This is a genomic window from Bradyrhizobium sp. LeoB3 (assembly GCF_055456055.1).
In genome coordinates, this window is sequence record NZ_JBVBEF010000110.1 from 1 (window position 1) to 26,039 (window position 26,039).

24 protein-coding genes are annotated in these 26,039 nt (G+C 60.4%); 19 read left to right on the top strand and 5 right to left on the bottom strand.

The annotated features are described in order from the left end of the window. Positions 1–58 precede the first annotated feature (58 nt). A complete protein-coding gene (gene tnpA, locus ACZXDY_RS38565) occupies positions 59–517 on the bottom strand; it encodes an IS66 family insertion sequence element accessory protein TnpA (protein ID WP_464349128.1) in 459 nt (152 codons plus the stop codon). Between the two features lie 300 nt (positions 518–817). Between tnpA and rlxS the strand changes: the two genes are divergently transcribed. After that, the gene (gene rlxS, locus ACZXDY_RS38570) at positions 818–2,785 is read left to right on the top strand and encodes a relaxase/mobilization nuclease RlxS (protein WP_463331832.1); all 1,968 of its coding nucleotides are present in this window, start codon (positions 818–820) and stop codon (positions 2,783–2,785) included. A 263-nt stretch (positions 2,786–3,048) separates the two neighbouring features. Here the strand turns inward: rlxS and ACZXDY_RS38575 are convergent, their stop codons facing one another. Next, the gene (locus tag ACZXDY_RS38575) at positions 3,049–3,639 is read right to left on the bottom strand and encodes an RES family NAD+ phosphorylase (RefSeq protein ID WP_463331831.1); all 591 of its coding nucleotides are present in this window, start codon (positions 3,637–3,639) and stop codon (positions 3,049–3,051) included. Further along, complete coding sequence (locus ACZXDY_RS38580) at positions 3,636–4,238, bottom strand: hypothetical protein (protein ID WP_463331830.1); 603 nt, start codon at positions 4,236–4,238, stop codon at positions 3,636–3,638. The genes ACZXDY_RS38575 and ACZXDY_RS38580 overlap by 4 nt, the downstream gene beginning before the upstream one ends. Positions 4,239–4,728: 490 nt before the next feature. On the opposite strand from ACZXDY_RS38580, the gene ACZXDY_RS38585 reads away from it, so the two are divergent. From ACZXDY_RS38585 to ACZXDY_RS38640, 12 genes are all read left to right on the top strand, one after another. Next, positions 4,729–6,756: a conjugal transfer protein TraG gene (locus tag ACZXDY_RS38585; protein WP_463331829.1), complete on the top strand. Its 2,028-nt coding sequence runs from the start codon at positions 4,729–4,731 to the stop codon at positions 6,754–6,756. An 11-nt stretch (positions 6,757–6,767) separates the two neighbouring features. Further along, positions 6,768–7,319, top strand: coding sequence for a CopG family transcriptional regulator (locus ACZXDY_RS38590; RefSeq protein WP_463331828.1), 552 nt, complete (start codon positions 6,768–6,770; stop codon positions 7,317–7,319). Next, positions 7,312–8,295, top strand: a complete 984-nt coding sequence (gene trbB / locus ACZXDY_RS38595; RefSeq protein WP_463331827.1) for a P-type conjugative transfer ATPase TrbB — start codon at positions 7,312–7,314, stop codon at positions 8,293–8,295. Before ACZXDY_RS38590 ends, trbB begins: the two co-directional genes overlap by 8 nt. Positions 8,296–8,408: 113 nt before the next feature. After that, a complete protein-coding gene (locus ACZXDY_RS38600) occupies positions 8,409–8,678 on the top strand; it encodes a TrbC/VirB2 family type IV secretion system protein (RefSeq protein ID WP_463331836.1) in 270 nt (89 codons plus the stop codon). Beyond that, entirely contained in the window at positions 8,678–8,935 is a 258-nt protein-coding gene (locus ACZXDY_RS38605) for a VirB3 family type IV secretion system protein (protein WP_463331826.1), read from the top strand. Before ACZXDY_RS38600 ends, ACZXDY_RS38605 begins: the two co-directional genes overlap by 1 nt. After that, positions 8,929–11,511 carry a conjugal transfer protein TrbE gene (gene trbE, locus ACZXDY_RS38610; RefSeq protein WP_463331825.1) on the top strand — a complete coding sequence of 861 codons (2,583 nt, stop codon included), beginning with the start codon at positions 8,929–8,931 and terminating at the stop codon, positions 11,509–11,511. The genes ACZXDY_RS38605 and trbE overlap by 7 nt, the downstream gene beginning before the upstream one ends. A gap of 36 nt (positions 11,512–11,547) precedes the next feature. Beyond that, on the top strand, positions 11,548–12,303 hold the full coding sequence (gene trbJ / locus ACZXDY_RS38615; protein WP_463331835.1) for a P-type conjugative transfer protein TrbJ: 756 nt from the start codon (positions 11,548–11,550) through the stop codon (positions 12,301–12,303). An 11-nt stretch (positions 12,304–12,314) separates the two neighbouring features. Further along, a complete protein-coding gene (gene trbL, locus ACZXDY_RS38620; RefSeq protein ID WP_463331824.1) occupies positions 12,315–13,478 on the top strand; it encodes a P-type conjugative transfer protein TrbL in 1,164 nt (387 codons plus the stop codon). A 3-nt stretch (positions 13,479–13,481) separates the two neighbouring features. Continuing rightward, positions 13,482–14,186 carry a conjugal transfer protein TrbF gene (trbF, locus tag ACZXDY_RS38625; protein WP_463331823.1) on the top strand — a complete coding sequence of 235 codons (705 nt, stop codon included), beginning with the start codon at positions 13,482–13,484 and terminating at the stop codon, positions 14,184–14,186. After that, on the top strand, positions 14,183–15,208 hold the full coding sequence (gene trbG, locus ACZXDY_RS38630; RefSeq protein ID WP_463331822.1) for a P-type conjugative transfer protein TrbG: 1,026 nt from the start codon (positions 14,183–14,185) through the stop codon (positions 15,206–15,208). Before trbF ends, trbG begins: the two co-directional genes overlap by 4 nt. Continuing rightward, positions 15,205–16,494, top strand: coding sequence for a TraB/TrbI/VirB10 family type IV secretion system protein (locus ACZXDY_RS38635; RefSeq protein WP_463331821.1), 1,290 nt, complete (start codon positions 15,205–15,207; stop codon positions 16,492–16,494). The genes trbG and ACZXDY_RS38635 overlap by 4 nt, the downstream gene beginning before the upstream one ends. A 4-nt stretch (positions 16,495–16,498) precedes the next feature. Continuing rightward, the gene (locus ACZXDY_RS38640; RefSeq protein WP_463331820.1) at positions 16,499–16,726 is read left to right on the top strand and encodes a DUF2274 domain-containing protein; all 228 of its coding nucleotides are present in this window, start codon (positions 16,499–16,501) and stop codon (positions 16,724–16,726) included. A gap of 10 nt (positions 16,727–16,736) precedes the next feature. Here ACZXDY_RS38640 and ACZXDY_RS38645 read toward each other — a convergent pair whose 3' ends face one another. Continuing rightward, positions 16,737–17,180 (bottom strand): hypothetical protein, encoded by a 444-nt coding sequence (locus ACZXDY_RS38645; protein ID WP_463331819.1) that lies wholly within the window; start codon positions 17,178–17,180, stop codon positions 16,737–16,739. 114 nt (positions 17,181–17,294) lie between these two features. Between ACZXDY_RS38645 and ACZXDY_RS38650 the strand changes: the two genes are divergently transcribed. The 6 genes from ACZXDY_RS38650 (at position 17,295) to ACZXDY_RS38675 (ending at position 25,319) form a co-directional block, all read left to right on the top strand. Further along, positions 17,295–17,444 carry a helix-turn-helix domain-containing protein gene (locus ACZXDY_RS38650; protein WP_464349130.1) on the top strand — a complete coding sequence of 50 codons (150 nt, stop codon included), beginning with the start codon at positions 17,295–17,297 and terminating at the stop codon, positions 17,442–17,444. A gap of 230 nt (positions 17,445–17,674) precedes the next feature. Beyond that, positions 17,675–18,220, top strand: a complete 546-nt coding sequence (locus tag ACZXDY_RS38655; RefSeq protein WP_463331817.1) for a hypothetical protein — start codon at positions 17,675–17,677, stop codon at positions 18,218–18,220. 687 nt (positions 18,221–18,907) lie between these two features. Further along, the gene (locus ACZXDY_RS38660; RefSeq protein WP_463331816.1) at positions 18,908–19,342 is read left to right on the top strand and encodes a very short patch repair endonuclease; all 435 of its coding nucleotides are present in this window, start codon (positions 18,908–18,910) and stop codon (positions 19,340–19,342) included. A gap of 116 nt (positions 19,343–19,458) precedes the next feature. Beyond that, the gene (locus tag ACZXDY_RS38665) at positions 19,459–20,628 is read left to right on the top strand and encodes an AAA family ATPase (protein WP_463717005.1); all 1,170 of its coding nucleotides are present in this window, start codon (positions 19,459–19,461) and stop codon (positions 20,626–20,628) included. A gap of 864 nt (positions 20,629–21,492) precedes the next feature. Next, the gene (locus tag ACZXDY_RS38670; RefSeq protein ID WP_463331814.1) at positions 21,493–23,778 is read left to right on the top strand and encodes an AAA family ATPase; all 2,286 of its coding nucleotides are present in this window, start codon (positions 21,493–21,495) and stop codon (positions 23,776–23,778) included. A 221-nt stretch (positions 23,779–23,999) separates the two neighbouring features. Further along, positions 24,000–25,319 carry a hypothetical protein gene (locus ACZXDY_RS38675; RefSeq protein ID WP_463331813.1) on the top strand — a complete coding sequence of 440 codons (1,320 nt, stop codon included), beginning with the start codon at positions 24,000–24,002 and terminating at the stop codon, positions 25,317–25,319. Between the two features lie 231 nt (positions 25,320–25,550). Here the strand turns inward: ACZXDY_RS38675 and ACZXDY_RS38680 are convergent. Continuing rightward, a partial coding sequence (locus ACZXDY_RS38680) for a transposase (RefSeq protein ID WP_464349129.1) occupies positions 25,551–26,039 on the bottom strand: 489 nt, incomplete at its 5' end.

Sequence of the window (26,039 nt, forward strand, 5' to 3'; positions counted from 1 at the left end):
CCCAAGACTGCCTCCCCAAAAGCAGCCTTGAATCTGATTTGCCCCTAAAAGGGAATCCTTAGAGTCCACACCACCTAGTGCTTAACAGCGGGCGGGCGCTCGGATGAAGTTGCGCACGCCAGTCGATTTCGACCTCGTCGGCGTCGATCAAATCGCGCCATCGCTTCAGGCTGTACTGCGATATGCCATGTGCTCTGGCATATGCTTGCGCGCTCAGTCCGCACCATCGCATTGCTTCAACATGCATCGCCCAGAACGCTTGCACGGCTCTGCAGCGGAGGTCTTTCGACACTGGGGCCCGCTTCTTGCGGAGCCGCTCCCGACGTTCTTCCCGATGCAATTCCGCGCGTATTTTCAGGGCTTCGGCGTCAATCAGATGCCGCAGCCACCGATCGAATGTACCGCCACTGAGACGATGCTGACGACAATATCTGCGCTTGCTGAGACCGCTTCGTCGCCAGGCTTCAACGTGTACCGACCAGAAAGAGCGACGCGCTTCGTTCTTGAAATATTCCATACCCACCGGAGATCCTCCAATGCAGCAAGGAACCCGATATGGAGCGACAACGCACTCTCGGAAAGTCGTGCAAGATCCCGACGCTTACAAGCAGCTAAGCGGGAGGGCAAGATAAAAGCACTGGCGCTCGATTGCGCATAAGCCGTTGCCTGCACATCCAAGATTTGTCGCTCGCGAGGCAGGCTCTGTCGCCAAGGCAGTTGCAAGGTGGTGACCTCGTTGGCGTGCCGCGTCTGCGTCTTGGCACGGCCACCAATGCGCCACATATCGGCAGCTCTCCTTGGATCGCGAGCGCCAGCCATGAAAGAGATCGACGACGAATTCGAAGTGAAGCTCGGGCGGATCGGTAACCGCAAGGCAACGCGAGCGACGAGCTATCTGCGGCGTGTCCGCCAGGAGGCAGAGAAGGCAGTTCCCAGCTCGCGGCGAGCTTCGTCGTTCACGGGTGCCCGCATCGGTCGCGGCGGCGCGCAAGGTACGGTCCTCGCCGGGCGGGGGCGGCATGCAGGCCAGCGTCGCGTCGTGATCAAGGCGCGCATCGTGCGCATCAAGGCGGGCGTGACGAGCGCCGTCCGCGCGCACTTACGCTATGTGCAGCGCGACGGCGTCACGCGCGCCGGCGAGCCGGGCGAGCTCTACGATGCGGGAAGCGACCGCGCCGATGGCAAGGCGTTCACGGAGCGGAGCTGTGGGGATCGCCACCAGTTTCGCTTCATCGTGGCGCCGGAGGATAGCGCGGAGCTAGCGGATCTGAAGCCCTTCATCCGCGACCTGATGCGGCAGATGGAGCAGGACCTCGGAACCAGGCTCGACTGGGTCGCGGTGGATCATTTCAACACCGGCCATCCCCACAGTCACATCGTGCTGCGCGGCAAGGATGATGCAGGAGATGACCTCGTCATCGCCCGTGACTATATTGCTCACGGCTTGCGAGCGCGGGCGTCGGATTTCATCACCCGCGAGCTCGGACCGGAGACGGACATCGAAGCCGCCCGCAAGCTTGGGCAGGAGATCACCGCCGAGCGATTCACGCGCCTCGATCGCGCCATCCTGCGCGAGGCGGTCGATGGGAGCCTCAGTCTTGGCGCAAGACCCGCAAGCGAACCGACCTGGCCGACGGCACGGATGGGGCGGCTGCGAACCCTCGAGCGGATGGGCCTGGCGGAAGAGGAAAGCGCTGGCCGATGGCGGATCGACGCTGAGCTCGAACCAAAGCTCAGGCGCATGGGTGAACGCGGCGACATTATCAAGACCATGCATCGGGAGCTTGGCGCAGCAGGACTTTCGCGGGCAGGAAGCAGTTACGCGATCTTCGATCCGGAGCAGGGCAGCCGGCGCCTGATCGGAAGGATCGTAGGCGAAGGATTTTCGGATGAATTGAGGGAGCGCCGCTATGTGGTGCTCGATGGGATCGACGGACGAACGCATTACGCCGAGATTGGTACTCTTGCCGCCAATGACGAGCCGCCCGTCCGCAATACCATCGTCGAACTCAGGTCTCGTCCGGCCGAGCCGCGGGAGATCGACCGCACCATCGCGAATATCGCCGCTGCCCAGCATGGCATCTACAGCGATAGGCTGCACTCTCGGTTCGACCCGCAAGCCTCAGGCGAGTATGTCGCATCCCATGTGCGCCGGCTGGAAGCGCTGCGGCGCGAAGGGATGGTTGACAGGCTCGCTGACGGCAGCTGGAACGTTGGCGAGGATTATCTTGACCGCGCGCTCCGATATGAGGCGCTCCACCGTTCACGCAATCCGGTTCGCATTGCAGTGCTGTCGTGGCAAGGTCTTCAGGACCTGCCGCAAAGCGTGGGGGCGACCTGGCTGGATCGCCAGCTCCTGTCCAGAGCGCCCGAGGCTCTCGGATCGACCGGAATGGGGGCGGAAGTCGAGACGGCGCTGCGGGCGAGGCGCCAATGGCTGATGGAGCAGGGGCTGGCCCGCGAGCACGATGGCCAGGTGCGCTATGCGCGGGATTTGCTACGGACGCTGGAGACCCGTGAGCTTGTCCGGACTGCAGCGGATATTTCCGCCCGAACGGGACTTGAGCATGTCGAGGTCAATGCCGGCGACAAGGTCACTGGCGTGTACCGGCGCATGCTGACGCTGAACAGCGGTCGGTTCGCTGTGATCGAGCGCGCGCATGATTTTGCGCTCGTGCCATGGCGGCCGGTTTTGGAGCGCGCCCGCGGACAACTCGTCACGGGCAGCGTTGGTGGGGAGGGGATTTCCTGGTCAATCGGAATGAAACGGGGCATCGGGCGCTAGTCGAAGAGCCGTACTGTCTTCGCCCTGCGCTCGCCGGCTCTCTCGGCTCGTTCCCGCTTGCAGGTAGACAATTCGCGAAAAGCCGTCTGAGGAACATGCCCTAAGATTCGGTAATCATTTATACGCTGCCCTCGCAGTCAGCTTCGGCGGTTCGGCGGAAGCGTGAAGGATTCCGCCCCAACGCGTTGGTCAATTTGTTTCGTCAGCTCGCGGGCATGCCCATCGCGGCCGAAGCCTCGCGGATCGGCCGGCTTCGACGAGAGTCAGCCGGGCGCCAGTCCGACCTTGTATCGCCGCGCGAGCTGCCAGAACCAGTCCTGGTCCAGGTTGGTTTCCCGGTCGATCTCTCGGACCGAGCTGCGCGCGCGGTCAAAGATCGCGTAGCAAAGGCCCTCGTCGTCATGGCGGGCGTAGTAGGCGATGCCATCGGGACGAAGCGGATGGTCGAATAGTGTCTTCGACCAGGCCTGCGGCGCGTCGTAAGGCAGGCCGCCATGTACAACCTCGGCGGTCGCACCGAGGATCGCAAGCGAGGGGCCTGCGAGCCTGATCAGTTCAAGGTCTGCTGCAATTTCGAGCCGAACGTATGCTTTGCGCCGGAGCAGGCCGGCATCAATCAGGGTTCGTCCCGGCACGCGGAGGAACGTCTCTGCGAATGCGCCATATGCTTCCCGAGCGGCATAGAGAACGCCGTAACTCCCGTCAGGGGCGTTCAGCCGGCCCAGGCGCGACGTGTCGAAAAAGATCGGATCGTATTCGGCCGTGTAAAACCGATGAAGGACGGTGCCCCGCCGCAGTCGGACCAGGCGGGGACGACGGCGAGCCAGATCGTCCGGCGGCAGCGGTGCACTCACGCGCCTTGCTGGGCCATTCGCCGGGCGGCCTCAACCACGAGGTCGATTTTGCCTTCCTTGAGCAGATCGATCGGTTTGCGGCCATTCAGCCGATCATCAGGCTGGGCCAGAAAATTCAGGACGGTCCAGGGATTTTTGGTCGGCAGAGCCTCACGAACTGACTTGAGGCCCTCGACGACAGTGCCGTCCGAATTGAACTGAAGGGTCGGAAAGCTTTTGTGATTGCTGGGACCGGGAACAGCAAGGAGGCTGCCCTCTTGCACGCGCTTGTCGATGGCCTGCCGAGAAATGCCCCGCAGGAGCGTCCTGACCTGGTCCAGATCGTAGGCGCCCCCTGACCGCCGAAGGTCCTCCTGCGCAATGCGGACTCCCTCGAGGACAGCGAGAGCGCGAGCGTCGGGCGCGAACGCCTCCTTGTTGACGACAGCCGCCTTTTTCCCGGCTTCGGAGAAGAACCGGAACGCCTGACCAGCCAGCTGCTTGTTGCGCTCACGGATTTTCTGCAGAGCCGTTGCGCTTTTGGAGACGATCGCGACTTGAGCGTCCGCGGGAAGAGCGAGGTTCTTCAGAGCGGCCGGCTTGTGCTTGAGCACCATCATCACGCCGTCGCCGTGAGCGGACGGACTTTTGGTTCCGGCGGTGGAAGGTTTCGACTGTGTCTTGGGCATGAACGGAACTCCAAGGCAAATATGGGAGCGCGAAGCAACTTTGTCAACTTTGGCAATCCGGCCAGAGGTGTTATAATACCTCCCACTTCGTGGGCATCCCCGCCAAGCACGACGTAGACCAGATACGTCGGCGATCGTTCGCCGAAGCGACTCGCAACCTCGTTTCGATGTTAATGCGAGCCACCTGCGAGCATTCGAGAAGCGAACCATCAGCGAAATCCTGTTTGAACCAATGGCTCACGGGCTGTTGAGGCACTTGCTGATGCTGCCTCGATCATGATCGAAAGCTCCTCGCTTGTACAACGCTTGATCAATATCGCGCTCGCTGACGGCACGGTTTTTTATTTCGATTGAACACGACGTCCGTTCGCTCTTTTCATCGCGCCATTCACTTGGGACGGGGGTGAATGGGGCAAGCCGAATGTTTCCAGCAAAAATCTATGTCGGTCAGATCGTCGTCGTGTTCAGCATCGTCGTCGCGTCAACGTGGGGTGCGACGCAGTGGACGGCAGCAGCTCTCGGATTTCAGGTGCGGCTTGGCGAACCGTGGTTCTCGCTTTCAGGCTATCCGATCTATCTGCCCTGGCGCTTGTTCGAATGGTGGTTTGCCTACGAGGCATATGCGCCGGAGATTTTTGAGAAGGGCGGCGCCATTGCTGCGGCGGGCGGGGTTGCGGGTGCGCTGTTTGCGATTCTCAACTCGGTCTGGCGCGCGCGGCAAAGTCAGCTCGTGACGACTTACGGCTCGGCGCGCTGGGCCTCCCTCAAGGAGATCAAATCCGCCGGTCTTTTCGCCGCCAAGGGTGTGTTTCTGGGGCGGCTCGAGAACAACTACCTGCGTCATGACGGACCTGAGCACGTCATGTGCTTTGCGCCGACGCGTTCGGGCAAGGGCGTCGGGCTCGTGCTGCCGACCTTGTTGTCCTGGACTTCGTCTGCGGTGGTGCACGACATCAAGGGCGAGAACTGGCAATTGACCGCCGGTTGGCGGTCCACCTTCTCGCATTGCCTGCTCTTCAATCCGACCGATCCACGAAGCGCGCGTTACAATCCGTTGCTCGAGGTCCGCAAGGGCGCGGCCGAGGTGCGCGACGTTCAGAACATCGCCGACATCCTGGTCGATCCAGAAGGGGCGCTCGAACGCCGAACCCATTGGGAGAAGACCAGCCATTCCCTGCTTGTCGGGGTGATCCTCCACGTCCTCTATGCCGAAGAACAGAAGACGTTGACCCGGGTCACGGAGATCCTGGCCGATCCCGCTCAGTCCTTTGAGAAGACGCTGCGGATCATGATGGCCACCAATCATCTCGGGACCGAGACAGAGCCAAAGGTGCATCCCGTCGTTGCCGCGACCGCACGGGAGCTCCTCAACAAGTCCGAGAACGAGCGTTCAGGCGTGCTGTCGACGGCCGTCAGCTTCCTTGGGCTGTACCGCGATCCCATCGTCAGCCGAAACACGGAAGCCTGCGATTGGCGGATTGCCGATCTGGTAGCTGCGGCCAAGCCTGTCACGCTCTATCTCGTCGTGCCGCCGTCAGACATCAGCCGCACCAAACCTCTGATCCGGTTGATCCTCAACCAGATCGGCCGCCGCCTGACGGAAACGCTGAACGCGACTGCCGGCGCCTCCAAGAGCCGCCAGCTCTTGATGATGCTGGATGAATTTCCTGCGCTTGGCCGGCTTGATTTCTTCGAAAGCGCGCTTGCGTTCATGGCGGGCTATGGAATCCGCGCCTACTTGATCGCGCAGTCGCTGAATCAGATCGCGAAGGCCTACGGCGAGAATAACGCGATCCTGGACAATTGCCACGTTCGCATCGCCTTTGCTGCGAACGATGAGCGCACGGCAAAGCGTATCTCGGATGCGCTAGGTACTGCGACCGAGTTGCGCGCCCAGCGCAACTATGCCGGTCATCGGCTGGCGCCATGGCTTGGCCACGTCATGGTCAGCCGCCAGGAGACGGCGCGGCCGCTACTCACGCCCGGCGAAGTGATGCAGTTGCCGCATGATCAGGCGATCGTCCTGGTGTCGGGCCTTGCGCCGGTCCGAGCGCGCAAGCTTCGGCATTACGAGGACGCAAATTTTTTGAGGCGGCTCCTTCCGCCACCGCCTCTTGCCGGCAACATCTATCCAGATCTCCCACCCGCACGACGAGGCGATTGGCATGATCAAGTGCGTTTCGTCGATCTTCGCCTCGCGACCCTGCCATATCGCGAGCTGATGCAGGCCGGTAGCGACGAGGGGGACCTCAAGCAGCAGCTCACACTGTTTGAAGAGGGCTCACCCGCAGCCGACGAGAGCCGACCTTTCGAAGATCGGCTGCTTGACGACGAGACCGATGCGAATGCCGATCGCAGCCAGATGCAGCGTGCGGCGAACGGCTCGAGCTCAATTCGTCGTGCCCACGCCGTCACACGCGATGACGACGACCTTCTCCCTGCGTTCTGACAGGCCCATCCATGAAACCAAAACTTTCAGCCTATGTCTCCGACAGCGTGGCGCAGCGGCTCGAGCTTGCAGCCAGGCGCCCGGGAACCAACAAGTCAGCGATCGTCGATGCTGCGCTCGATCGCTTCCTGAATCCGGAGCGCGACACAGCCGGCGATGCGGCGCTGGTCAGACGGCTCGACCGCATCAGTCGGCAATTGGAGCGCACGGAGCGGGATCTCACGGTGATGGCGGAGACCATTGCGCTATTCGTCCGCTACTACCTGACGATCACGCCGCCGTTGCCATCGGGCGACCAGGACGCGGCGCGTGCGCTCGGGCGGGAGCGGTTCGAAATGTTCGTCGCCCAGGTCGGCAAGCGCGTTGCCTCCGGCAGCCGGCTTGTTGCCGACGTGATGGACCGCGTCACGACGTCGAAGCCAGATTTGTTCATGAGGAATATCGAGGAAGGAGCTCCTCTGGGAGCGTCCGAAAGGGGCATGACCGAATCCCGCTCGCAAGAGGCGGCGGGTGAGCAGCCGGGGCTGTCTCCAGCTGGGCGGGAGGAGGTCGGCAATGTCTGACCTTCTCTCGCCCGAAACCCGCGAACGGCGCCGCGGCATGCTGCGAACCGCAATGGGACCGGCGATCGCGCTTGCGTTGGAAGACGAGGATGTCGTCGAGGTCATGGTCAACCCCGACGGAAAGCTCTGGCTTGACCGGCACAAAGTGGGCCGCGCCGACACAGGAGTCGTGCTGACCGCCCAGGAATCCGAGCGGATCATCCGCCTGGTCGCGAGCCATGTCCGCGCGGAAGCGAGCGGGGCCTCGCCAATCGTCTCAGCGGAGCTTCCCGAAACCGGCGAGCGCTTTGAAGGCATCCTGCCGCCGGTCTCGCTTGCGCCCTGTTTTGCGATCCGCAAGCCGGCGACCACGACCTTTCGGCTCTCCGATTATGTGAAGGCGCAGATCGCTTCGCCGCTGATGGCAAAGGTGCTCACGGCGGCGGTGGCTGAAGGCCGGAGCATCCTGATCGCGGGCGGCACGGGGTCGGGCAAGACCACGCTTGCCAACGCGCTTCTTGCAGAGATCGCCGGTCTTAACGAACGCGTCGTCATCATCGAAGACACCCGCGAACTGCGCTGCGATGCCAGGGACGCCGTGGCGCTGCGCACCAAGCCGGGCGTCGCAAGCCTTGCCGATCTCGTGCGCTCGACCCTTCGCCTGCGGCCCGACCGCATCATCGTCGGCGAGGTCAGGGGCGCCGAAGCTCTCGACATGCTCAAGGCCTGGAATACCGGTCACCCCGGCGGCATCGCTACCGTCCACGCCAACTCGGCGCGCGCGGCGCTCTATCGTATCGAGCAGTTGATCCAGGAGGCGGTCGCCACGGTGCCGCGCCGCCTCATTGCCGAAGCGATCGGTCTGATCGTCTTCATCAAGGGACGGGGGCCCGCTCGCCGGATCGAAGCAATCGCCGAGCTCAAAGGCCTCGATCCCTCCGGTGACTACCTGCTCGAAACCCCGCCCGGACTTCCAAACACAAGCCATCGTCCCTGAAAGGAGACCATCACATGCTGACTGGACTGCACTCATATGTGCGTTTTCGCCTTCGCAGCGTCGGTAAGCTGGGCGAGGCAATCTTGATCGAAGTCGGCGCCGCCGCGGCTTGCATGCTTGCAATCGCCTCGGAAGCCCAAGCCGCCGGCTCGGGCATGCCGTGGGAAGCTCCGCTCGAGCGGGTCCTGGAATCGGTCCAGGGTCCGGTCGCCAAGATCGTCGCCGTCATCATCATCACCGTAACCGGAATCTCGCTCGCGTTCGGCGATACCTCCGGTGGTTTCCGCCGCATGGTTCAGGTCGTGTTCGGCCTCTCCATCGCCTTTGCGGCGAGTTCCTTCTTTCTGTCCTTCTTCTCGTTCGGCGGCGGAGCGCTGATCTGATGCGCCCCGATGGTTTTGAACTCGTCCTCCATCGCTCGCTCACCGAGCCGATCCTGATCGGTGGCGCGCCCCGCGCCGCTGCCATCCTGATCGGCACGTTATCCGCCGCGCTCGCGCTCGGCTTGCGGCTGTGGCTCGCGGGCCTCGTGCTCTGGATCGTCGGCCACAGCATCGCGGTCTGGCTCGCCAAGCGCGACCCGGCCTTCGTCGAAGTCGCCATCCGCCACACCAAGCACAAGGGCTGGCTTGCATGCTGAATTTGAGAGAATTCCGCAGTGATGCGTACCGGCTCGCCGACTGGCTGCCATGGGCCTGCCTTGTTGCACCGGGCGTGATCCTGAACAAGGACGGCAGTTTCCAGCGCACCATCCGCTACCGGGGACCCGATCTCGACAGCGCAACCGAGGCCGAGCTGATGAGCGTGGCCTCGCGGGTCAACAACGTGCTGAAGCGCTTTGGTTCGGGTTGGGCGCTATTCTTTGACGCCACGCGGATTCCGGCGTCGGACTATCCGCGCTCGCAGTTTCCGGATTCGGTGTCGTGGCTCGTCGACGAAGAACGGCGAGCCGCGTTTGAGGGCTCCAGTGAGGGGTGGGACGACCCGTCACGTCCGCGCGGGCAGCATTTCGAGAGCGTGCTGCATCTAACATTGATGTATTTGCCGCCGGCGGAGCGGGTCTCTCGGCTGGAAGGGCTGTTTCTGGAACGTCCGCAGGAGAGGCAAGGGGAGATGCGATGGCGTCGCAGCGGGCGGCCCCAGCCTGCTCACGACCAGGCGTACGAGGATGATCCGGCACAGCACGACGCTTCGGACGGATCGATCGAAACCCCACGCCGCCAGCGGCACGAGCGGCACAGCTATCGGGATCACCTTCGACGCTTCATTCAGGAGACCGACCGCGCGATCGACCTGATGGCCTCGGTCCTGCCCGAGATCTGGCCCCTGAACGATGAGGAGACGCTGACCTACCTGCATAGCTGCGTCTCGACCAAGCGACATCTCGTCGCCGTGCCGGATATTCCGGCCTATCTCGATTGTTTCCTGAGCGATGAGCCGTTGACCGGCGGCATATCCCCGGCCATCGGCCGCAACCATTTGCGCGCGCTGACGGTGCTCGGCTTTCCCGCGGTCACCTTTCCGGGCCTGCTCGATGAACTGAACAGGTTAGGGGTTCCCTATCGATGGGCGACCCGCTTCCTGCCCCTCGACCGCAGTCAGGCCAACGCGACCTTGTCGCGCTACCGCCGTCAATGGTTCGCCAAGCGAAAGTCGCTTGCCGCCATCGTCAAGGAGGTGATGTTCAACGAACAGGCCGTTCTCATCGACACCGATGCCGGCAACAAGGCGGCCGACGCCGATGCCGCATTGTCCGAGCTTGGCGATGACCTGGTCGCCTTCGGCTACATCACGACGACGGTTACCATCAGTGATGAAGACGCGCGCTACGCCGATGAGAAAATCCGCGCCGTCGAGCGCGTCATCAATAGCCGGGGCTTCACCACCATCCGCGAGGGCGTCAACGCAGTTGAGGCCTGGCTGGGCAGCCTGCCGGGGCAAGCCTATGCCAACATCCGCCAGCCGATCGTCCATACGCTCAACCTCGCCCATATGTGCCCGTTATCGGCGGTGTGGGCCGGTCCGGAACGGTGCGAGCACCTCGATGGGCCGCCGCTTCTCGTCGCCAAGACCAAGGGAGCAACCCCGTTTCGGCTGTCCTTGCATGCGGGCGACGTCGGGCACACCATTGTCGTCGGCCCCACCGGGGCAGGTAAGTCGGTGCTGCTCTCGGTTCTGGCGCTCCAGTTTCGACGCTATCCCAACGCGCAGCTCGTCATCTTTGACAAAGGGCGCTCGGCTCGCGCGATGACCCTCGCGCTGGCCGGGGCCTGGTATGAGCTAGGCGCCAGGGGCGGGATCGCGTTTCAGCCGCTCAAGGATGTCGGGGAGGAGGGGGCGCGGCTTTGGGCGCTTGATTGGCTGTGCGGTGTTCTCGCCCATGAGCGCGTCACCGTGACGCCGGAGGTCAAGGAGACCGTCTGGTCGGCGCTCAAGAGCCTTGGCTCTGCACCCGTCTCGCAACGGACGATGACTGGCCTCGTCGCGCTGCTTGCCCGCGATGCGCTGCGCCAGGCGCTGCAGCCCTACACGCTCGAAGGTCCGTTCGGGCGCTTTCTCGATGCGGATGCCGACCGACTCTCCGGCTCAGACGTTCTGACCTTCGAGATGGAGGAACTGATGGCGCTGCCGGGCCTGGTCGCGCCCGTGCTGACCTATCTCTTCCACACGCTCGAGGCGCGCTTCGACGGCCGTCCAACCTTGCTCGTCCTCGATGAAGCCTGGGTATTTCTCGACGATCCGCTGTTTTCAAGCCGGATCCGGGAGTGGCTGAAGACGCTGCGCAAGAAGAACGTGGCGGTCGTCTTTGCCACCCAGTCGCTTGCCGATATCGCCGACAGCCAGATTGCGCCGGCGATCATTGAATCCTGCCCAAGCCGGATCTTCCTGCCCAATCCGCGCGCCCTCGAGCCGACCCAGATCGAGACCTACCGCCGCTTCGGTCTGAACGACACCCAGATTCGGCTCATCGCGGAGGCCTTTCCCAAGCGCGACTATTACCTGCAGTCGCGCGCCGGCAACCGCCTGTTTGAGCTTGGCCTCGGGCCGGTGGCGCTGGCCTTCGCCGCGGCATCCTCCCCCGAGGATCAGCGCGTCATCGAAAACGTCTTGGCCAAGACTGGCCCACATCATTTTGCCGAGCGCTATCTCGCTGAACGCGATCTGCACTGGGCTGCAAACCTGATCAGAACCTTCGAACAGGCGCGCCGCTCCTGACGCGCAACGCAAGTCATTCAGAAGTTGGAGCAAGTCATGCTGCGATCTCGTCTGCGCGGATTCCGTCCGTTCGTTCCGTCAAGGGCTGCGACGGCGCTGTCCTTGTTGCTGTCGGTCGGCGTTCAAGGCACGTCACAGGTTAAGGCCCAGTCAATCGTGTACGACCCCTGGAACTACAGCCAGACCCTGCTCAGCGCGGCCCGGGCCCTCGATCAGATCAACAACCAGATCAGGAGCCTCGAAAACGAGGCGCAGATGCTCATCAACCAGGCCCGTAATCTCGAAAGGTTGCCGTCGAGCGTGGCGGGTCAACTAACGAGCACGATCGCGCGCATGAACGATCTGATCGCGCAAGCCAAGGGCCTTTCGTTCGATGTTCAGAAATCCCAAAGCGACTTTGGACGGCTTTATCCCCGGCAGTACACGGCGGCAGCTTCCTCCGATCGCATGGTGCAGGACGCGACAGCGCGCTGGGACAATAGCTACGAAGGACTGAAGCAGTCGCTTGTGACCCAGGCAACGATCGCATCCACGCTTGATGCGGACCGGCAGACGCTGGGCACCTTGATGGCGAATTCCTCAGCCGCAAACGGATCGGTCCAGGCCCAGCAATCAACCAATGAATTGCTGGGCCTGCAGCTCAAGCAGGCTTTGCAGGCGCAGACCCTATCCCTGACCCAGGCACGCGCCGACACGTTACGAGCCGCCGAGCAGCAAGCCTCCGTCGCGGCAGCGCAAGAGCGGTTTGTTCGCTTCATCGGCGACGGCCATGCCTACACCGGCGGGAAGTGAGGGGGCATCCAATGGCTGATCTCTCCGTCATTGATCGATTTACCGAGACCTTCTCGCGCTACATCGATTCAGGTTTTGGACTCCTGTCCGGCGATGTCTCGTTCCTCAGTTCGACCCTGATCGGGATCGATCTGACGCTCGCCGGGCTCGCCTGGAGCGTTCGCGGCGATGACCAGATCCTGGTGACGCTTGCGAAGAAGGTGCTCTATGTGGGGGCGTTCGCCTTCATCATAGGGAACTTCAAGAGCCTTGCGGATATCGTCTTTAACTCGTTCTCCAGCATCGGGCTGAAGGCGTCCGGCGGAAGTTTGAGCGCGGCCGATTTGGCCCGGCCCGGGTTCGTCGCCTCGGCAGGATTTACCGCCGCGCACCCGCTTCTTGAGGAGACGAGCCAGTTCACAGGCTTCGATGTCCTGACCAACCTGCCGACGATCCTGATCCTGTTGTTCTGCTGGATCCTGATCGTACTGGCCTTCTTCGTGCTCTCGATCCAGCTCTTCGTCACGCTGATCGAGTTTAAGCTGACGACGCTGGCGAGCTTTATATTGGTGCCGTTTGCATTGTGGGGGAAAACGGCGTTCCTGGCGGAGAAGACCCTCGGCAACGTCGTGGCCTCCGGCGTGAAGGTGATGGTGCTTGCGATCATCATCGGCATCGGTTCCACCATCTTCGGCCAGCTCTCGAGCACCTTGACGCGGCCGATCGACGTCGCTTCCGCGATGAGCCTGTTGCTGGCGGCGCTTTCGCTGTTCGGGCTCGGCATCTTCGGACCCGGAATTGCGGCGGGCCTTGTTTCGGGTGCGCCTCAACTTGGAGCCGGCGCGGCTGCCGGAACGGTGGCGGGTGCAGCGGCGGTCGTGATCGGTAGCGGCGCGGTTGCCGCGGGCGGACTTCGGATGGCCGCCGGCGGATCGATGGCGGCGGTTCGATCTGCGGCGTCGCTCAGTGGGGCAGCTTCGGCTGCTAGCAGCCCGGCCCGTGCCACGGCGGCAGAACAGCTCTCCGGAGCAGCCAGTGGGAGCTCGGTAAGCGGCGCACCGACATCAGGAGCGGCGGGGACATCGGCGGCACCACAGCGGCGCCACGTCAGAGAAGCGGCGCAGCTCGCGGCCCATACCCTGAAAGAGGGAGACAAGGGCGGTCATTCCTCTGGTCCGAAGCTCGGGGAGGACTGACATATGGCAGCCCATCCCTTTCGTCGTGCCTCCGTTCGATACGGTGAGACGCCCGAGCCGGTTACGCCCTATCAGAAAGCGGCCCAGGTCTGGGACGAGCGGCTGGGCTCCGCACGCGTGCAGGCCAGCAACTGGCGGCTCACGGCCCTGGCGGCCGTCGGGCTGTCCGGTGTGCTCGGCTTGACGATTCTGACCCAGATCGCCCGCTCCGGCGTGGTTCCCTACGTCGTCGAGGTCGACCGGCTCGGCGAAGTCCGCGCGGTCGGCCCTGCGCTCGAAGGCTACCAGCCGTCAGACGCGCAGATTGCACATTTTCTCGCGCGCTTCATCGAAAACGTCCGCTCGCTGTCGATCGACCCTGTCATCGTCCGGACGAACTGGCTGCGCGCTTACGACTTTACGACCGACCGTGGCGCTCAGGCCTTGAACGACTACGCGCGCGAAACCGACCCGTTTGCAAAAATCGGCTCCAAGACGGTGACGGCCGAGGTCACCTCGGTGGTGCGCGCTTCCAGCGACAGTTTCGAGATCCGCTGGAAGGAAAACACCTACGAGAACGGCTCCATCGCCAAGACCGAGCGCTTCACCGGTCTCGTCACCACGGTGCTCAAGCCGCCGACCGACGCCGAGACGCTGCGCAAAAATCCGCTCGGGCTCTACGTTCATTCCCTCAACTGGTCACGCGACCTCATCGGAGACGCCAAATGAATTCTGCCGCCCCCACGAAACTCGCGTCGGCCAGCATGCTCGCCTTGTCATTGATGCTCTGCGGATGCGCGACCAAGCTCAACCTTGAAGCACCCTATGACGAATTGACCTTTGAGCAGGCCAGTCCCGAGGCGGATCCGCCAAAGCCGGTCGAGGTGGTTGAGACGCCAAAGATCCTGCCGCTGCCTGGTCAGCTCAAGCCTTACCCGACAAGGGGCGAGAAGGGCGAAAAGCTTCCGCCGGAGCAGGCGATCGCCAAGGCGAACAAGGCGGCGCGGATGGAGCCGACGCGCGCCGGATACATCAATGCCATCCAGGTCTACCCCTGGACCGAGGGGGCGCTTTATCGGCTTTACGCGAGCCCCGAGAAGGTCTCGACCGTCGCGCTCCAGCCGGGCGAAGAGCTGATCGATGTCTCCACGGGCGACACGGTGCGCTGGGTGGTGGGCGATACCTCGAGCGGGCAGGGGAACGCCCGACGGGTTCACATCCTGATCAAGCCGACGCTGCCGGATATCCAGACCAATCTTGTGGTCCTGACCGATCGGCGCACCTACCACCTCGAGCTCGTGTCTACCAAGCAGACCTACATGGCGTCGATTTCGTGGACTTATCCCACCGATACGCTTGTCGCGCTGCACAAGCAGAACGCCGCCGCCCAGGAAAATGAGCAACGGGTCGCCGACCGCGGAGTGCGGCTCGACAGTTTGAACTTCCGATACCGTATCGAAGGCGACGATCCGCCGTGGCGGCCGCTGCGCGCCTTTGACGACGGCCGCAAGGTCTACATCCAGATGCCCTCGGGGCTATCGCAGGGCGAGGCGCCGCCTCTGTTCGTGGCGGGAGCCGACGGTCGCCCCAATCTCGTGAACTATCGCGTTCGCGGCTCCTATTACATTGTCGATCGAATGTTTGGTGCCGCCGAACTGCGCATGGGAGAGAACCCGCAACGCATTGTCCGGATCATCCGGATCGACGCGCGACCCGTCTCGCAGGCAATCAGCACCGGGAGCGCTTCATGACGGATCGGCTGGACCAGGATTCTCCTGAACCCCTGGAGCTGCGGGCGCGCCCGAGACCGATCCGCCGCCTCAACAAACGTGCCTTGATGATCGGCTGCGCGGTGGTGGCGCTTGTCATTGCCGGGGCTACGATCATTGCGCTGCGTCCACCGCGTCTGTTCAAGAGTGAGGAGCGGACGGAACTCTATAATACCGACCGAAAGCAGACGGCTGAGGGGTTGAGCAAGCTGCCCAGGTCGTATGAGGACCTGCCGCCCTCCGTGCCGCGGCTCGGGCCACCGTCGCCCGGCGATGTCGGTCGGGCCTTTGCCGAGAACGAGAAGAAGGCGGGGGTGGCTGCAACGCCCGAGGCGGGCTTCCGCACCAATCCGGAGGAGGATGCCGAGCGCGCGGAGCGGATCCGGCAAGCGCGCATCGCCCAACAGGCAAAGGAGTCGGGGTTGTTTTTCCGGTTGTCGGAGAAGCAGGAGAAGAGAAAGCAGGCAGGCACGATGGAGCTTGCGGCCAATCCGGCATCCGCCTTCCGCCCGCCGGCTTCCGACTCAGCGCCGTCTGCTGCCGAACTGGCACAGGCGGCACGGGCGATGGTTGATCGTTCCGCCGAGATCATTCCTTCATCCCAAGCGCGGAAGTTAGCCTTTGTCGGAGCGAAGGCCGACACCGAGACCACCAATCCTCATGCTCTCGTGCCGGCTCCGTCCACCTACGCGGTGATGGCCGGATCGATCATTCCGGCGAGCCTTGTTACGGGTCTGAATTCGGACTTGCCCGGGGCTACCATCGGCCAGATTACCGAGAACGTCTACGATACGGTCACGGGTGAGCATCTCCTGATCCCGCAGGGGACGCGGCTCGTGGGCAAATACGATAGCGTTGTTGCATTCGGTCAGAAGCGGGCGCTCGTGATTTGGACACGACTCATCCTGCCGAACGGCAATTCAATCGTGATCGAGAACCTTCCGGCCACCGATGTTGCGGGCTATGCCGGGCTCGAGGATGAGGTCGATTTCCACACCTGGCAATTGCTCAAGGGCGTGGCTCTAGCCACGTTGATCGGGGTGGGGACCCAGCTATCGATCGGCAATGACGAGAGCGATCTCGTCAAAGCGTTGCGGGAAAGCACGCAGCAAACGACCAATCGCGCAGGGCAGCGCCTTGTCGAGCGCGAGCTCGACGTGCAGCCGACGATTACCGTGCGGCCGGGATGGCCGCTGCGGGTGATTGTTTCGAAGGATCTTTTGCTGAAGCCATACCGGGATGTTCAATCGGCAGCTAAGGGCAGATGACGATATGAAGCTTGCGAAGTTACCTGATCGGACGCCGGTGAAAATGAATGTTGTGCTTGCGCCTAGTCTCGCGAAGCGGCTGCGCGAGTATGCCGACTTTTATGCTGAGACTTACGGCAGCCGGGAGGAAGTCGCGGAGCTGATACCGTTTATGTTGGAGGCTTTTCTCGATAGTGATACCGAGTTTCGAAAGGCCAAGAGGACAGCCACCGCCGATATCGCATCGTCCTAACATCCGCCTGCTAGCTTGCGGTGGTTTTCATGGTAGAAATCGCGTGCTGTACGGCGCAGATCGATTTTTGAAGTCTTTCGAGCAGTACTCTTAGTTCGACCTCCGTCGTTTCTTCCATGTGAAGGTTGCTGGGCTCCAGGAGCATATTGACGAGCTCGTCAAGTGAAATAGTTCTGTTTGTAAAGCAGTAGTTGGACGCCAGGCCACTCGCGGTGGAAGTTATCTCTCCAGCCCCGGATAAGCTTATTTCAATCGAGACATTCGCAATAACGGTGCGTTCGATCAGCTCGGCAGGAAGCTCGACTGAAGCCACCACCATCCCACTCGATACATCTTTATATCCAACCGTCGAAGTGGTCTCCCCGCATTCGGCGAAGGGGCTGAGACGTGGGATGTGATCTGGCCACATGACAACTTCTTCCAGATTGGTGTCGCCTTGATGATGGAATTCCATTGATGGGGACTATAATCCCTAGAGACTATATGCCCCACCATGTTCGATCCTGCAATGCAGGATTGGCGCAAAATCGTCGGCAAAAATGTGCGGAGGATTCGCCAAGAACGAGGGATGACCCAGGAGAAACTTGCCTTCGAAGCCGAGATAGACCTGACGTATGTCGGAGGCATTGAGCGTGGGAAACGCAATCCAAGCTTGCTTGTTTTGGCGCGAATAGCCGAAGCGCTCTCCGTACATCTGACCAAGTTGCTCGCCGAGTAGTTCCAGTAAATGCCTGATTGATGGCCCTGGCACCCACACTTTAGCCCAATGTGAAAGCGCAAGCAGCTCGCTAGAGCAGTCGGTCGGCTGGCGGAAGACATGAATGCAATCTGGCCATAAACGATCGGCTGGCAATCCTATTGCCGGATCATCAAGACGACCTGTTCGGCCGCCGCAGACCAACGTACGCATCAGGCGTAGACGCCGCTCTATTCTCGAGCAACGCAGCAATGGCGATCGCTCCAGTCGGTATCTTGCACGGTATCACGCCGATCCCGAGCGCGGCGAGAAGTGCGCGCCCCCGCGTGGCCGATGATCGTGCGCTATTGGCGGATGCGATCTCGAAGAGTGGCATCGCCATTGACGATATGATCATCGTCACCACGGCTTCCCTAGCCACCAAGATTCGCGTTTTGGCCGGCCCAAAGTTTCAGGACGCGGTATTGAGCGGCTCGATGCTAGCTCCCGGCACGGTGATTGGGATTGTTCCGCGAGGTATGGCCGCGGGGTACGCGGGCAACCTCGAATTGGCGACCTCTATCGCCGTAGAGCTGCATATGGAGGACACGGCGCCCCTGCACATCGTCAGCGGGTCACCTCCCGTACCAGCCGCTCCGATGCTGTCTGCATTCCAGACGTGCCTCATCATCTTGAAGGTTTGTGATAAGGTGCGCATGGTGCGTCCAGCCCGGCCCGGTGGCAGTTATCGAGGGAGCAGATTGGTGACATACGAGGAAGCGCTGAGGATCGCCAAGGGGCGGGCGCGCGCCTGGTGAGCCCAAGGGGAGGTGCTGGAGCGCTGGTCCCGAAACATGCCTAAGCCGGAGCCGCCGCCGCGCCCGCGTGGCCTGGATACAACGCCGATAGATTGGTCCTTCGTGATCGCCTCCGGGATAAGGGCGGATCGCGCTTACATGATCGAGGTCGTCGGCCGGGCTCTTGGCGAGTTTCGCAACGACCTGCTCGACGAGTCGAGAGGATGATCTCGGAGAGCGCCGATCAGCCGCGCACCTCCGTGATTCCAGTTTATGATCGGTAGGTCCTGCTGCTGCCGAACCCGCTGCAGAGGCGAGGTGCAAACTAGCGGCCTCTGTCCTCAGAAATTGGCCAAGCGAGGAAGCGCGAAGCGCGGCGACCAAGCGCATACCCACATCTTAATTGGTCGTCCAAGGAAATCGGCCAGCTTTTCGCCGGAATTTGGCTGAACTCCCCTCCTGCCGGGGGGGCGATCGGGCGCACGGACTGGCCGCACACAGGCGCCTGGGCGGCACCAATTGCTGAACGGGAAGGGGGTAAGCGAGGGGTTCTGCGCTGGGACGCGAGATGCACCAGCAGGTCAGCAACGTGCAACGCTAAAGCGACGCGATTCGCCTCTTTTCTTGGAATCGGTCATAATTGATGCTTACAGTGAGCAAGCTCACCATTTTTGGTGAAGTAGTTAGTCCCAGGCAGGACGGCGTCAAATGGTCGATAGATTTACGACGGAGCAGCGATCGAGAATGATGGCCCGGGTGCGCGGTCAGAATACCCAGCCCGAAAGAACCGTGCGACGGCTTGCCCACTCGCTGGGATTCCGCTTTCGCCTTAACCGACGCACTTTACCCGGCTGCCCCGACTTAGTTTTCCCACGACTTCGCAAAGTCATCTTTGTGCATGGCTGCTTTTGGCAGCATCCAGGATGCCGAAAGGCCACCATACCAGGTTCAAACCGAGATTTCTGGGAACGAAAGCTCGCCCGGAATGTCGCTCGTGATGAGCGGGTGCTAAAGGACCTGCAAGAGCTAGGTTGGATGCCATGCGTGATTTGGGAGTGCCAGATTAGGCAGACGCAAGACCTTTACGATCGCATCGCAACATTCCTATCCGAAAACTCCTGCGACTCCAAACAAGCAGCTTGATCCAGTATTCCCGATAGTTCCCTAAGATGCCTTGGCCAACATCAAGCCACGAGTCGCCAGACGTCGATCTCGTCATTCCAGACGTCACGGCACCGCACTATTTGTGGGCGTTCCTGATGACGGATGGTCAGCGGTTTCGGACCAACGATTACGCAGGGGCGAGAGAGCAGCTCAAACGCGCCGTCGATCTCTTCTCTAGTAGAAAAACCGGGGGCCAAGCTCCAGACCCGAATGTATCGGAGCAACGTCTTCGAACTTGGAAGAGCGCCTTCGAAGAGATGGGTTTGCTCACCGTCGAAGATGACGGCACGCTTCGGACAACGCGGTTTGGGCGTGCCGTAATAGACGGTTGGTCCAGCCTCGACAAGGCCTTGGTGGGTACAAATCGGCACATTGCAGCATTAGGCGCCGAGGTTGCGAATCGCGTTCTTCTCGCCAAACCAGACAACAGGGGCAGACCGCCGGACGGCGTTCCAGAGGACGCTGACATTCTGCCTTTGCGCGCGATGTGGCGCGCATTTCGTCATTTAGGCGACCGGTTGCATTGGCAGGACGTCAATCGCGTGCTCGGTCATTTGCACTATGAGCACGAAGTTCCGACCGCGCTTGCCAAGATCGCAAGCTTTCGCCAGCAACACGCTGGGTATTCCGGCACTTCCCTAAACGCGCTCGGATCCGCGCTGACGGATGATCCGAGGCACATTACACCATGGTTCAATCGTGCTGGGATAGGGGGCTTGCTAATTCCCTCCGAAGCGGACGTTGACGGATTTCGGACGCTCCCACCGTCGACAGTCACAATACTCGACGAGCTACTTGGCAGCCCGCTTCCCAGTATTCCTCCGGAAGCACGCACGAACCGCGCCGCATATATTCGCTATTTGATGCGGCCAGTCGACAGGACCGCCAAGCCAGACATGAAAGATTACGATCAGCTTCTGATCAGCAAGATCGCCCAGGCGGCGACCGAATTTGGAAAAACAAAATTCGTTGTCCTCTCGGGTTTGCCGGGTACGGGCAAATCACGCGCAGCACGGCTAGCAGCAGATGTGCTGACTGACGGAGACCCGCTTCGAATCAAAGACATCCAATTCCATGAGAGCACTACCTATGAAGATTTTTTTGAAGGGTTCGTGCCGCGCCCTGACGGACAAGGTTTCGAGCGAAGAAATAAGACGTTTCGGATTATCAATCAAAGGGCTTTGGACGATCCTGGTCGCCCCCATGTGCTTCTCATCGAGGAGTTCACGCGCGCCAACACGCATTCCGTTTGGGAGAGCTTTTGACTTTCATCGAGCATCGCGGCCGGAAGTTCATCGTCGTCACGTGCTGCTGTCGTATATGGGCTACTACAACGACTCGCGAACTCACCTGTCGTTGAACATGGATGCACCTGTACCACGCACCATCCAAAGAAGGGGACGCATTATCTGCCAGCTAATCCAGGCGGACTGCATCATCAATATGCCCGGATTTGATTTGCGATAAGGACAACCGCGCTGCTCTTGTGCGAAAAAAACAGTCAAAATCGTCTTGCGCTATACTAGTTCACCACCGTACCCCACCAACTGAAGTCCAGGCCGGATACCGGCTTTCTGAGGTGGTCTGGAGAGAGCTTGTGCGGGGATTCGACCGCTGCATTTGGACCCCAAGCCGAACTCGCAAGCATAAACGTTTGGCGCTTCTCTCTATCCGGGGACCAAGATGGGTTATCTCTGCCATCCGATAGAAGGCCCCTCGACTTTCTACGGATCCAGGGTCGGCTTGATGCCCACCGAGCCTCGAGCTTCTTCTTGACCACCAGGAAAACCGCATACAAGATCTCCGAGATAGCAAGGGCGAGTTCACCACGGCGGCCGAATTCTATAGCTACTGGCGAAAATACCCGTTCAAAGTCGGTCGTGTTGTTCAGCAACAGCTCGACAAGTTGCTGCGCGCATCTACACCCGGAAACGCAGGCGCGGCACCGGGAAAGAAGGGTTCACGAAAGCACAAACAATAATAGATCGCACCAGGCCCGCGGGCGTGACCGGCTCGCCCAAGGATATCGACCAAAGATTATTTGGTCAGAAGCTCAATGCTACCCTCGTTGCTCGTTCCCCCTTTTCCGTTGCACAACCATAGGTTAAACGGTGCAGGGGGAGTGATGCATGCTTAAAAAGATTGTCGCTATCAGGAATATCGGGCGGTTCCGTAACTCGGCAGCCAGCGGTAATCCGCAACTTACCAAGCATACTTTCGTTTCGGGCGCCAATGGCTACGGCAAGACGACGATCTGCGCCGTCCTGCGGTCGCTCAAGACCGGCGACCCTTCACATATTCTGGGGCGTAAGACCCTCGGCGTAAGCGATCCAATGTCGGTCGAACTATTGTTCGATACTGGCCCGATCCGGTTTCACGAACAGGCCTGGACCACCACGCGACCGGCCGTCGCTATCTTTGACGGTGTGTTTGTGGCAGAGAATGTCCACTCCGGCGACGTGGTGGATATTGAGCAGAAGCGCAATCTGTACCGCGTCATCATCGGCAGCCAAGGTGTCAAGCTCGCTGAGCAGGATGCCACATTGGCCCAGCAGAGCCGCACCCTGACCGGCGAGATCAGCAATGCCGCGAAGGCGGTGCAGCCTCACATCCCGGCAGGCATGAAGCTCGAGCAGTTCATTGCACTGCCGGAGACGGCCGATATCGGCAGCCAGATCGCGACCCAGCAGCAAAAAGTCGATGCGGCCAGACAGGCTACCGCGATCATGGACCGCAAAGCCCTGGCTGAATATCCGACGCCGGAATTGCCGTCGAACTTTGCGAACCTTCTGGAACAGACGCTCGATGGCATCTCGGCAGACGCAGAAAAGCTGCTGGCAGACCATCTGGCCACCCACAACATGACCGACGGAGGCGGCAACTGGATCGCCGGAGGGCTCGTACATGCTTCCGACACCTGCCCATTCTGCGGCCAGCATATAACGGGCCTGGAACTTGTCGCCGCGTATCGCGCCATATTTAGCGAACGCTACGCTGCACTTGCCACTGAGATCGCGACTGCAATTGCATCCGTGGCTAATCTGCTCGGTGATGCCGCTCTTGCAAGGATGAAGACGCTGGCGGAACAGAACAGAGGATCTGTCGATTTCTGGACCCAGTATTGCCCGGTAGGTGCGCTGCCGCTTGAACCGTATTCCATCTTCTACGAGGCAGCGACCAACCTGCACAACGCTGCCTTGGCGCTTCTTCGGCGCAAGGCGGATACCCCGCTCGAAGCAATTGAGATGGGGACGGAATTCGAAGCCGCACTTGCGGCCTATAACACCGCAAAGGGCGGGTTGGACGCAGTGAACGCCGCAGTCAGAATGACCAACGTGTCGATCGCAGCAAAGAAGACCGAGACGGGCTCGGTGGACCTAAGAACGGCCGAGGTCGAGTTGATCCGGTTGAAGGCGATCCAGACTCGCCACACGTTGGCCGTTAAGGCGCTTTGCGATCAGCATAACAAGCTCGTCACCGACAAACAGACAGTAGAGGACCGCAAAGAGAAGGCGCGTTCAGCATTGGACGCTCACACCAAAAGCGTCGTCAAGCCTTACGAGAACCGCATCAATACGTTTCTGGAAGCCTTCAATGCCGGCTTCAAGATTGCCGAAACCAAGCACGGCTATCCCGGTGGCATCGCCACGTCGAGCTATCAACTCGTCATAAACAACACCGCGATCGACATTGGCGATGGCAAGACTTCAACGGCCTTGCCGAGCTTCAAGAACACGCTGAGTGCTGGCGACCGCACGACACTTGCACTGGCCTTTTTCCTGGCGCACCTGGAGCAAGATCCGCAAGCTAAGAACACGATCGTTGTCTTTGACGATCCCTTTAACAGCCAGGATGCCTTTCGGCGCCGGCAGACCGTGCACGAGATCATGAAGGTCGCTGCCAGCTGCCTGCAGGTCATCGTCCTCTCCCACGATGCAACGTTCCTCAAGCAGCTTTGGGACAAAGCGCCTCACTCCGAGCGGGTATCGCTCGGCATTTCGGATCATCGCGCTAATGGCTCGAAATTATCCATTATCGATCTGGAGAAGGCATGCCAAGGCCGCACCGCCACCGACATCGATGACCTGCAGTCCTACCTGACAAATGGGAGCGGCACGCTGGTTGACGTGATCCGGAAGATGCGTGTCGTGCTGGAAACCTATTGCCGCACTACCTATCCGTCGAGCTTTCTAGCCAATGACTGGCTGGGCGATATGGTTGGAAAGATCCGCGCGGGCGGGGCAACTCACCCGGCTCAGGCGCTTTACGATGAGTTGGACCAGATCAATGGTTATACCAGCCAATATCACCACGGGGAGAATGCGGCGGACATCACCCCGGATCACATCGATCCTAACGAGCTCACCGGCTACGTCCGAAGGACCCTCCGCATCGTAAATGCGCTTCAAGCCTAAGTTTGTGTTTTGCCTCGCTCGGAGCCCGATCCGCTTCCCCTTCGGATGACAGTCCGCTCTTTACTCGAACTGGAAGGTCAACTCTCTTTCCCACGCTCCAATGACTCATTTTGGAATAGAAGCGGTCAGGTCGGGACCGTTGAGGCTCACGTTGATCCGAAGCCGCCGTCTCACAGTGGCTGCTTGTTGTAGACTGCCTCAAGGAATGCAAATGTGGGCGCATGAGTGAGACAGATCGGCGGCTTAAAGACCACCTAAACACCAATCAGGCCAAGCGAGAACGCATGTGCCTAGAGATTCTTTCTGTCCAAGATGGTTATACCGACCTACAGCCTCGGCTACCAAGGGGAGGGCCGGACGGAGGAAGAGACATTCAAGGGTTCTATAAGGGAGAGCTCTGTTTTGGCGCCGTAGGGTTCGTAAATGACGCGAGCGACGCGGATCAACATCGCTCGCAAATTCAAAGTAAGTTCAGCGACGACCTGGAAAACGCTCTGAAACCCAAAGAAGACAAGCCGAAACCCAAAGGCTTTGTCTTCCTCACAAATGTGGGGCTCACTCCCGGTATCATCACGGATTTACAGAAGTTGGCCTATGGGCGGGGGATCGGCTATTGCGAAATACTTGATCGTGAGCGTTTGAGGATCATCCTGGATTCGAACCGGGGCTACGCTATTCGCTTTCGTTACCTCGATATCTCGTTGAGCGACGCCGAGCAGAAGGATTTTTTCAGCGCTTGGGCCGATGGAATCACATCGCTAATCGGTTCGGGGATTAAAGGAATCGATCAGACAACTAAGAGAATTCAATTTCTCATCGAGTCACAGCTTCTCTTGGACGATCTAACTACTATCGTAAGACTCGATGCGCCAATTTGGGAGGTTTGCAAGGGCGAGTTTTTCTTTCAAACCATGTTGTCACTCCGAGTCCATTCTCAAGGTTTGGTCAGCTTCACCTTTGGCGGAGGAACCGACAAGATCGTAGAGAGCCGAGACGAACAGCAAGCACGAGGGCGAGAATTAACCAGGAATACCCAGTATAGATTTGGCTTCAGTTGGATCATTCCAGAGACCGAACAGCACCTGCCGTTCAAAGGAAGCGAAGACAAGCTGGAATACCCCAAGGGCGTCCGTAAAGAAGACGGCATGCAGTACATTCGGACTTCTCGATCGCAGGGGATTTTAGAGGTAGGACAAAATACTCTTCACTTCACTATTCTTTCCGAGCCATTTCTCTTTCGCTTTGAGCCGACCTGCAAGCTCTTGGAACTCCACGGAAGTATGGTCATATTCGATTGCAGCAAGGAAATCGCCGATCATGTTTCGGAGATACTGATCGTCGGCGGCGGCTATGAGTTGTTGAAGCTCGATAGAAGGGATCTCAAAGGTGAGAAAGGCAGTTATGATCGCCTGAAGGTGCCTAAAGAAGGGAAGCAGGAGGCCGACAGTCACGAGTGGATCACGCTCAGACCTTCCAATTTGAATTCGGCGTTTTCGATCGACCTCATGCAAAAAACACCGAAGCGGTATGACTGGAGCTGAGTTTGTCAAATTCAGAAGATAAGGGGCTGCTTTCGGCATGCCCACATTGGGCCGCATTGGTGATCGAGCCGTAGTCCGCTTGTGGCCCAGGCTGTGTGAAAATCACGCATCTTGGGGGGCACTGGCGCATTTCGCGGCCGCCGAACTTCTAATTCGGTGGAATCGACCTCTCATCTCGGTGGCAATCAGGAGCTTCATGTAGGCGCTGATTTGGTCGCGCAGAGGCCGGCCTCACGCCCGCATCGCCTCCAGCAATCCGGCTACGCCCATGATCGTCATCACGCGCTTCATGTTGTAGGCGAGCACGGTGAGCGCCATCTCGGTGGCCACCTTCGGCAGCTTTTTCGTGAGAAAGTGCGTTGCTCCCATCCAACACTTCATCGTGCCGAACGGATGCTCCGCTGTCTGACGGCGGACACTCATTGCATTGGGGTTGTGGTCGAGCCGATCCTGAACTTTCTCCAGAACGGCTTCGTGCTCCCAGCGTGAGATGCGACGCTCGGGGCCTGTCGTGCACTGAGCTTTTAGCGCGCAGGTTTTGCAGGTGCTTGTCCAATAGCGACGCAGTGTCTTTCCGTCCTCTACGTTCGCATAGTGATAAGTTAGCCGCTCGCCGGCGGGACAGCGATAAACATCGTCGGCGGCGACATAGACGAAGTCCTGTTTGCCGAAGCGGCCAGCAGCTTTGGCGCCCGAAGTCATCGGCTTCGGCAACGTCAC

Bases quoted from the DNA above. Each gene is read 5' to 3' on its own strand.
- ACZXDY_RS38660 (WP_463331816.1), top strand. From the start codon at position 18,908: ATGGTCGATAGATTTACGACGGAGCAGCGATCGAGAATGATGGCCCGG.
- ACZXDY_RS38645 (WP_463331819.1), bottom strand. From the start codon at position 17,180: ATGGAATTCCATCATCAAGGCGACACCAATCTGGAAGAAGTTGTCATG.
- trbE (WP_463331825.1), top strand. From the start codon at position 8,929: ATGCTGAATTTGAGAGAATTCCGCAGTGATGCGTACCGGCTCGCCGAC.
- ACZXDY_RS38665 (WP_463717005.1), top strand. From the start codon at position 19,459: ATGACGGATGGTCAGCGGTTTCGGACCAACGATTACGCAGGGGCGAGA.
- ACZXDY_RS38605 (WP_463331826.1), top strand. From the start codon at position 8,678: ATGCGCCCCGATGGTTTTGAACTCGTCCTCCATCGCTCGCTCACCGAG.
- trbL (WP_463331824.1), top strand. From the start codon at position 12,315: ATGGCTGATCTCTCCGTCATTGATCGATTTACCGAGACCTTCTCGCGC.
- trbG (WP_463331822.1), top strand. From the start codon at position 14,183: ATGAATTCTGCCGCCCCCACGAAACTCGCGTCGGCCAGCATGCTCGCC.
- trbB (WP_463331827.1), top strand. From the start codon at position 7,312: ATGTCTGACCTTCTCTCGCCCGAAACCCGCGAACGGCGCCGCGGCATG.
- ACZXDY_RS38580 (WP_463331830.1), bottom strand. From the start codon at position 4,238: ATGATGGTGCTCAAGCACAAGCCGGCCGCTCTGAAGAACCTCGCTCTT.
- tnpA (WP_464349128.1), bottom strand. From the start codon at position 517: ATGGAATATTTCAAGAACGAAGCGCGTCGCTCTTTCTGGTCGGTACAC.
- ACZXDY_RS38590 (WP_463331828.1), top strand. From the start codon at position 6,768: ATGAAACCAAAACTTTCAGCCTATGTCTCCGACAGCGTGGCGCAGCGG.
- trbF (WP_463331823.1), top strand. From the start codon at position 13,482: ATGGCAGCCCATCCCTTTCGTCGTGCCTCCGTTCGATACGGTGAGACG.
- ACZXDY_RS38640 (WP_463331820.1), top strand. From the start codon at position 16,499: ATGAAGCTTGCGAAGTTACCTGATCGGACGCCGGTGAAAATGAATGTT.
- ACZXDY_RS38600 (WP_463331836.1), top strand. From the start codon at position 8,409: ATGCTTGCAATCGCCTCGGAAGCCCAAGCCGCCGGCTCGGGCATGCCG.
- ACZXDY_RS38650 (WP_464349130.1), top strand. From the start codon at position 17,295: ATGACCCAGGAGAAACTTGCCTTCGAAGCCGAGATAGACCTGACGTAT.
- trbJ (WP_463331835.1), top strand. From the start codon at position 11,548: ATGCTGCGATCTCGTCTGCGCGGATTCCGTCCGTTCGTTCCGTCAAGG.
- rlxS (WP_463331832.1), top strand. From the start codon at position 818: ATGAAAGAGATCGACGACGAATTCGAAGTGAAGCTCGGGCGGATCGGT.
- ACZXDY_RS38585 (WP_463331829.1), top strand. From the start codon at position 4,729: ATGTTTCCAGCAAAAATCTATGTCGGTCAGATCGTCGTCGTGTTCAGC.
- ACZXDY_RS38675 (WP_463331813.1), top strand. From the start codon at position 24,000: ATGAGTGAGACAGATCGGCGGCTTAAAGACCACCTAAACACCAATCAG.
- ACZXDY_RS38655 (WP_463331817.1), top strand. From the start codon at position 17,675: ATGGCGATCGCTCCAGTCGGTATCTTGCACGGTATCACGCCGATCCCG.
- ACZXDY_RS38635 (WP_463331821.1), top strand. From the start codon at position 15,205: ATGACGGATCGGCTGGACCAGGATTCTCCTGAACCCCTGGAGCTGCGG.
- ACZXDY_RS38670 (WP_463331814.1), top strand. From the start codon at position 21,493: ATGCTTAAAAAGATTGTCGCTATCAGGAATATCGGGCGGTTCCGTAAC.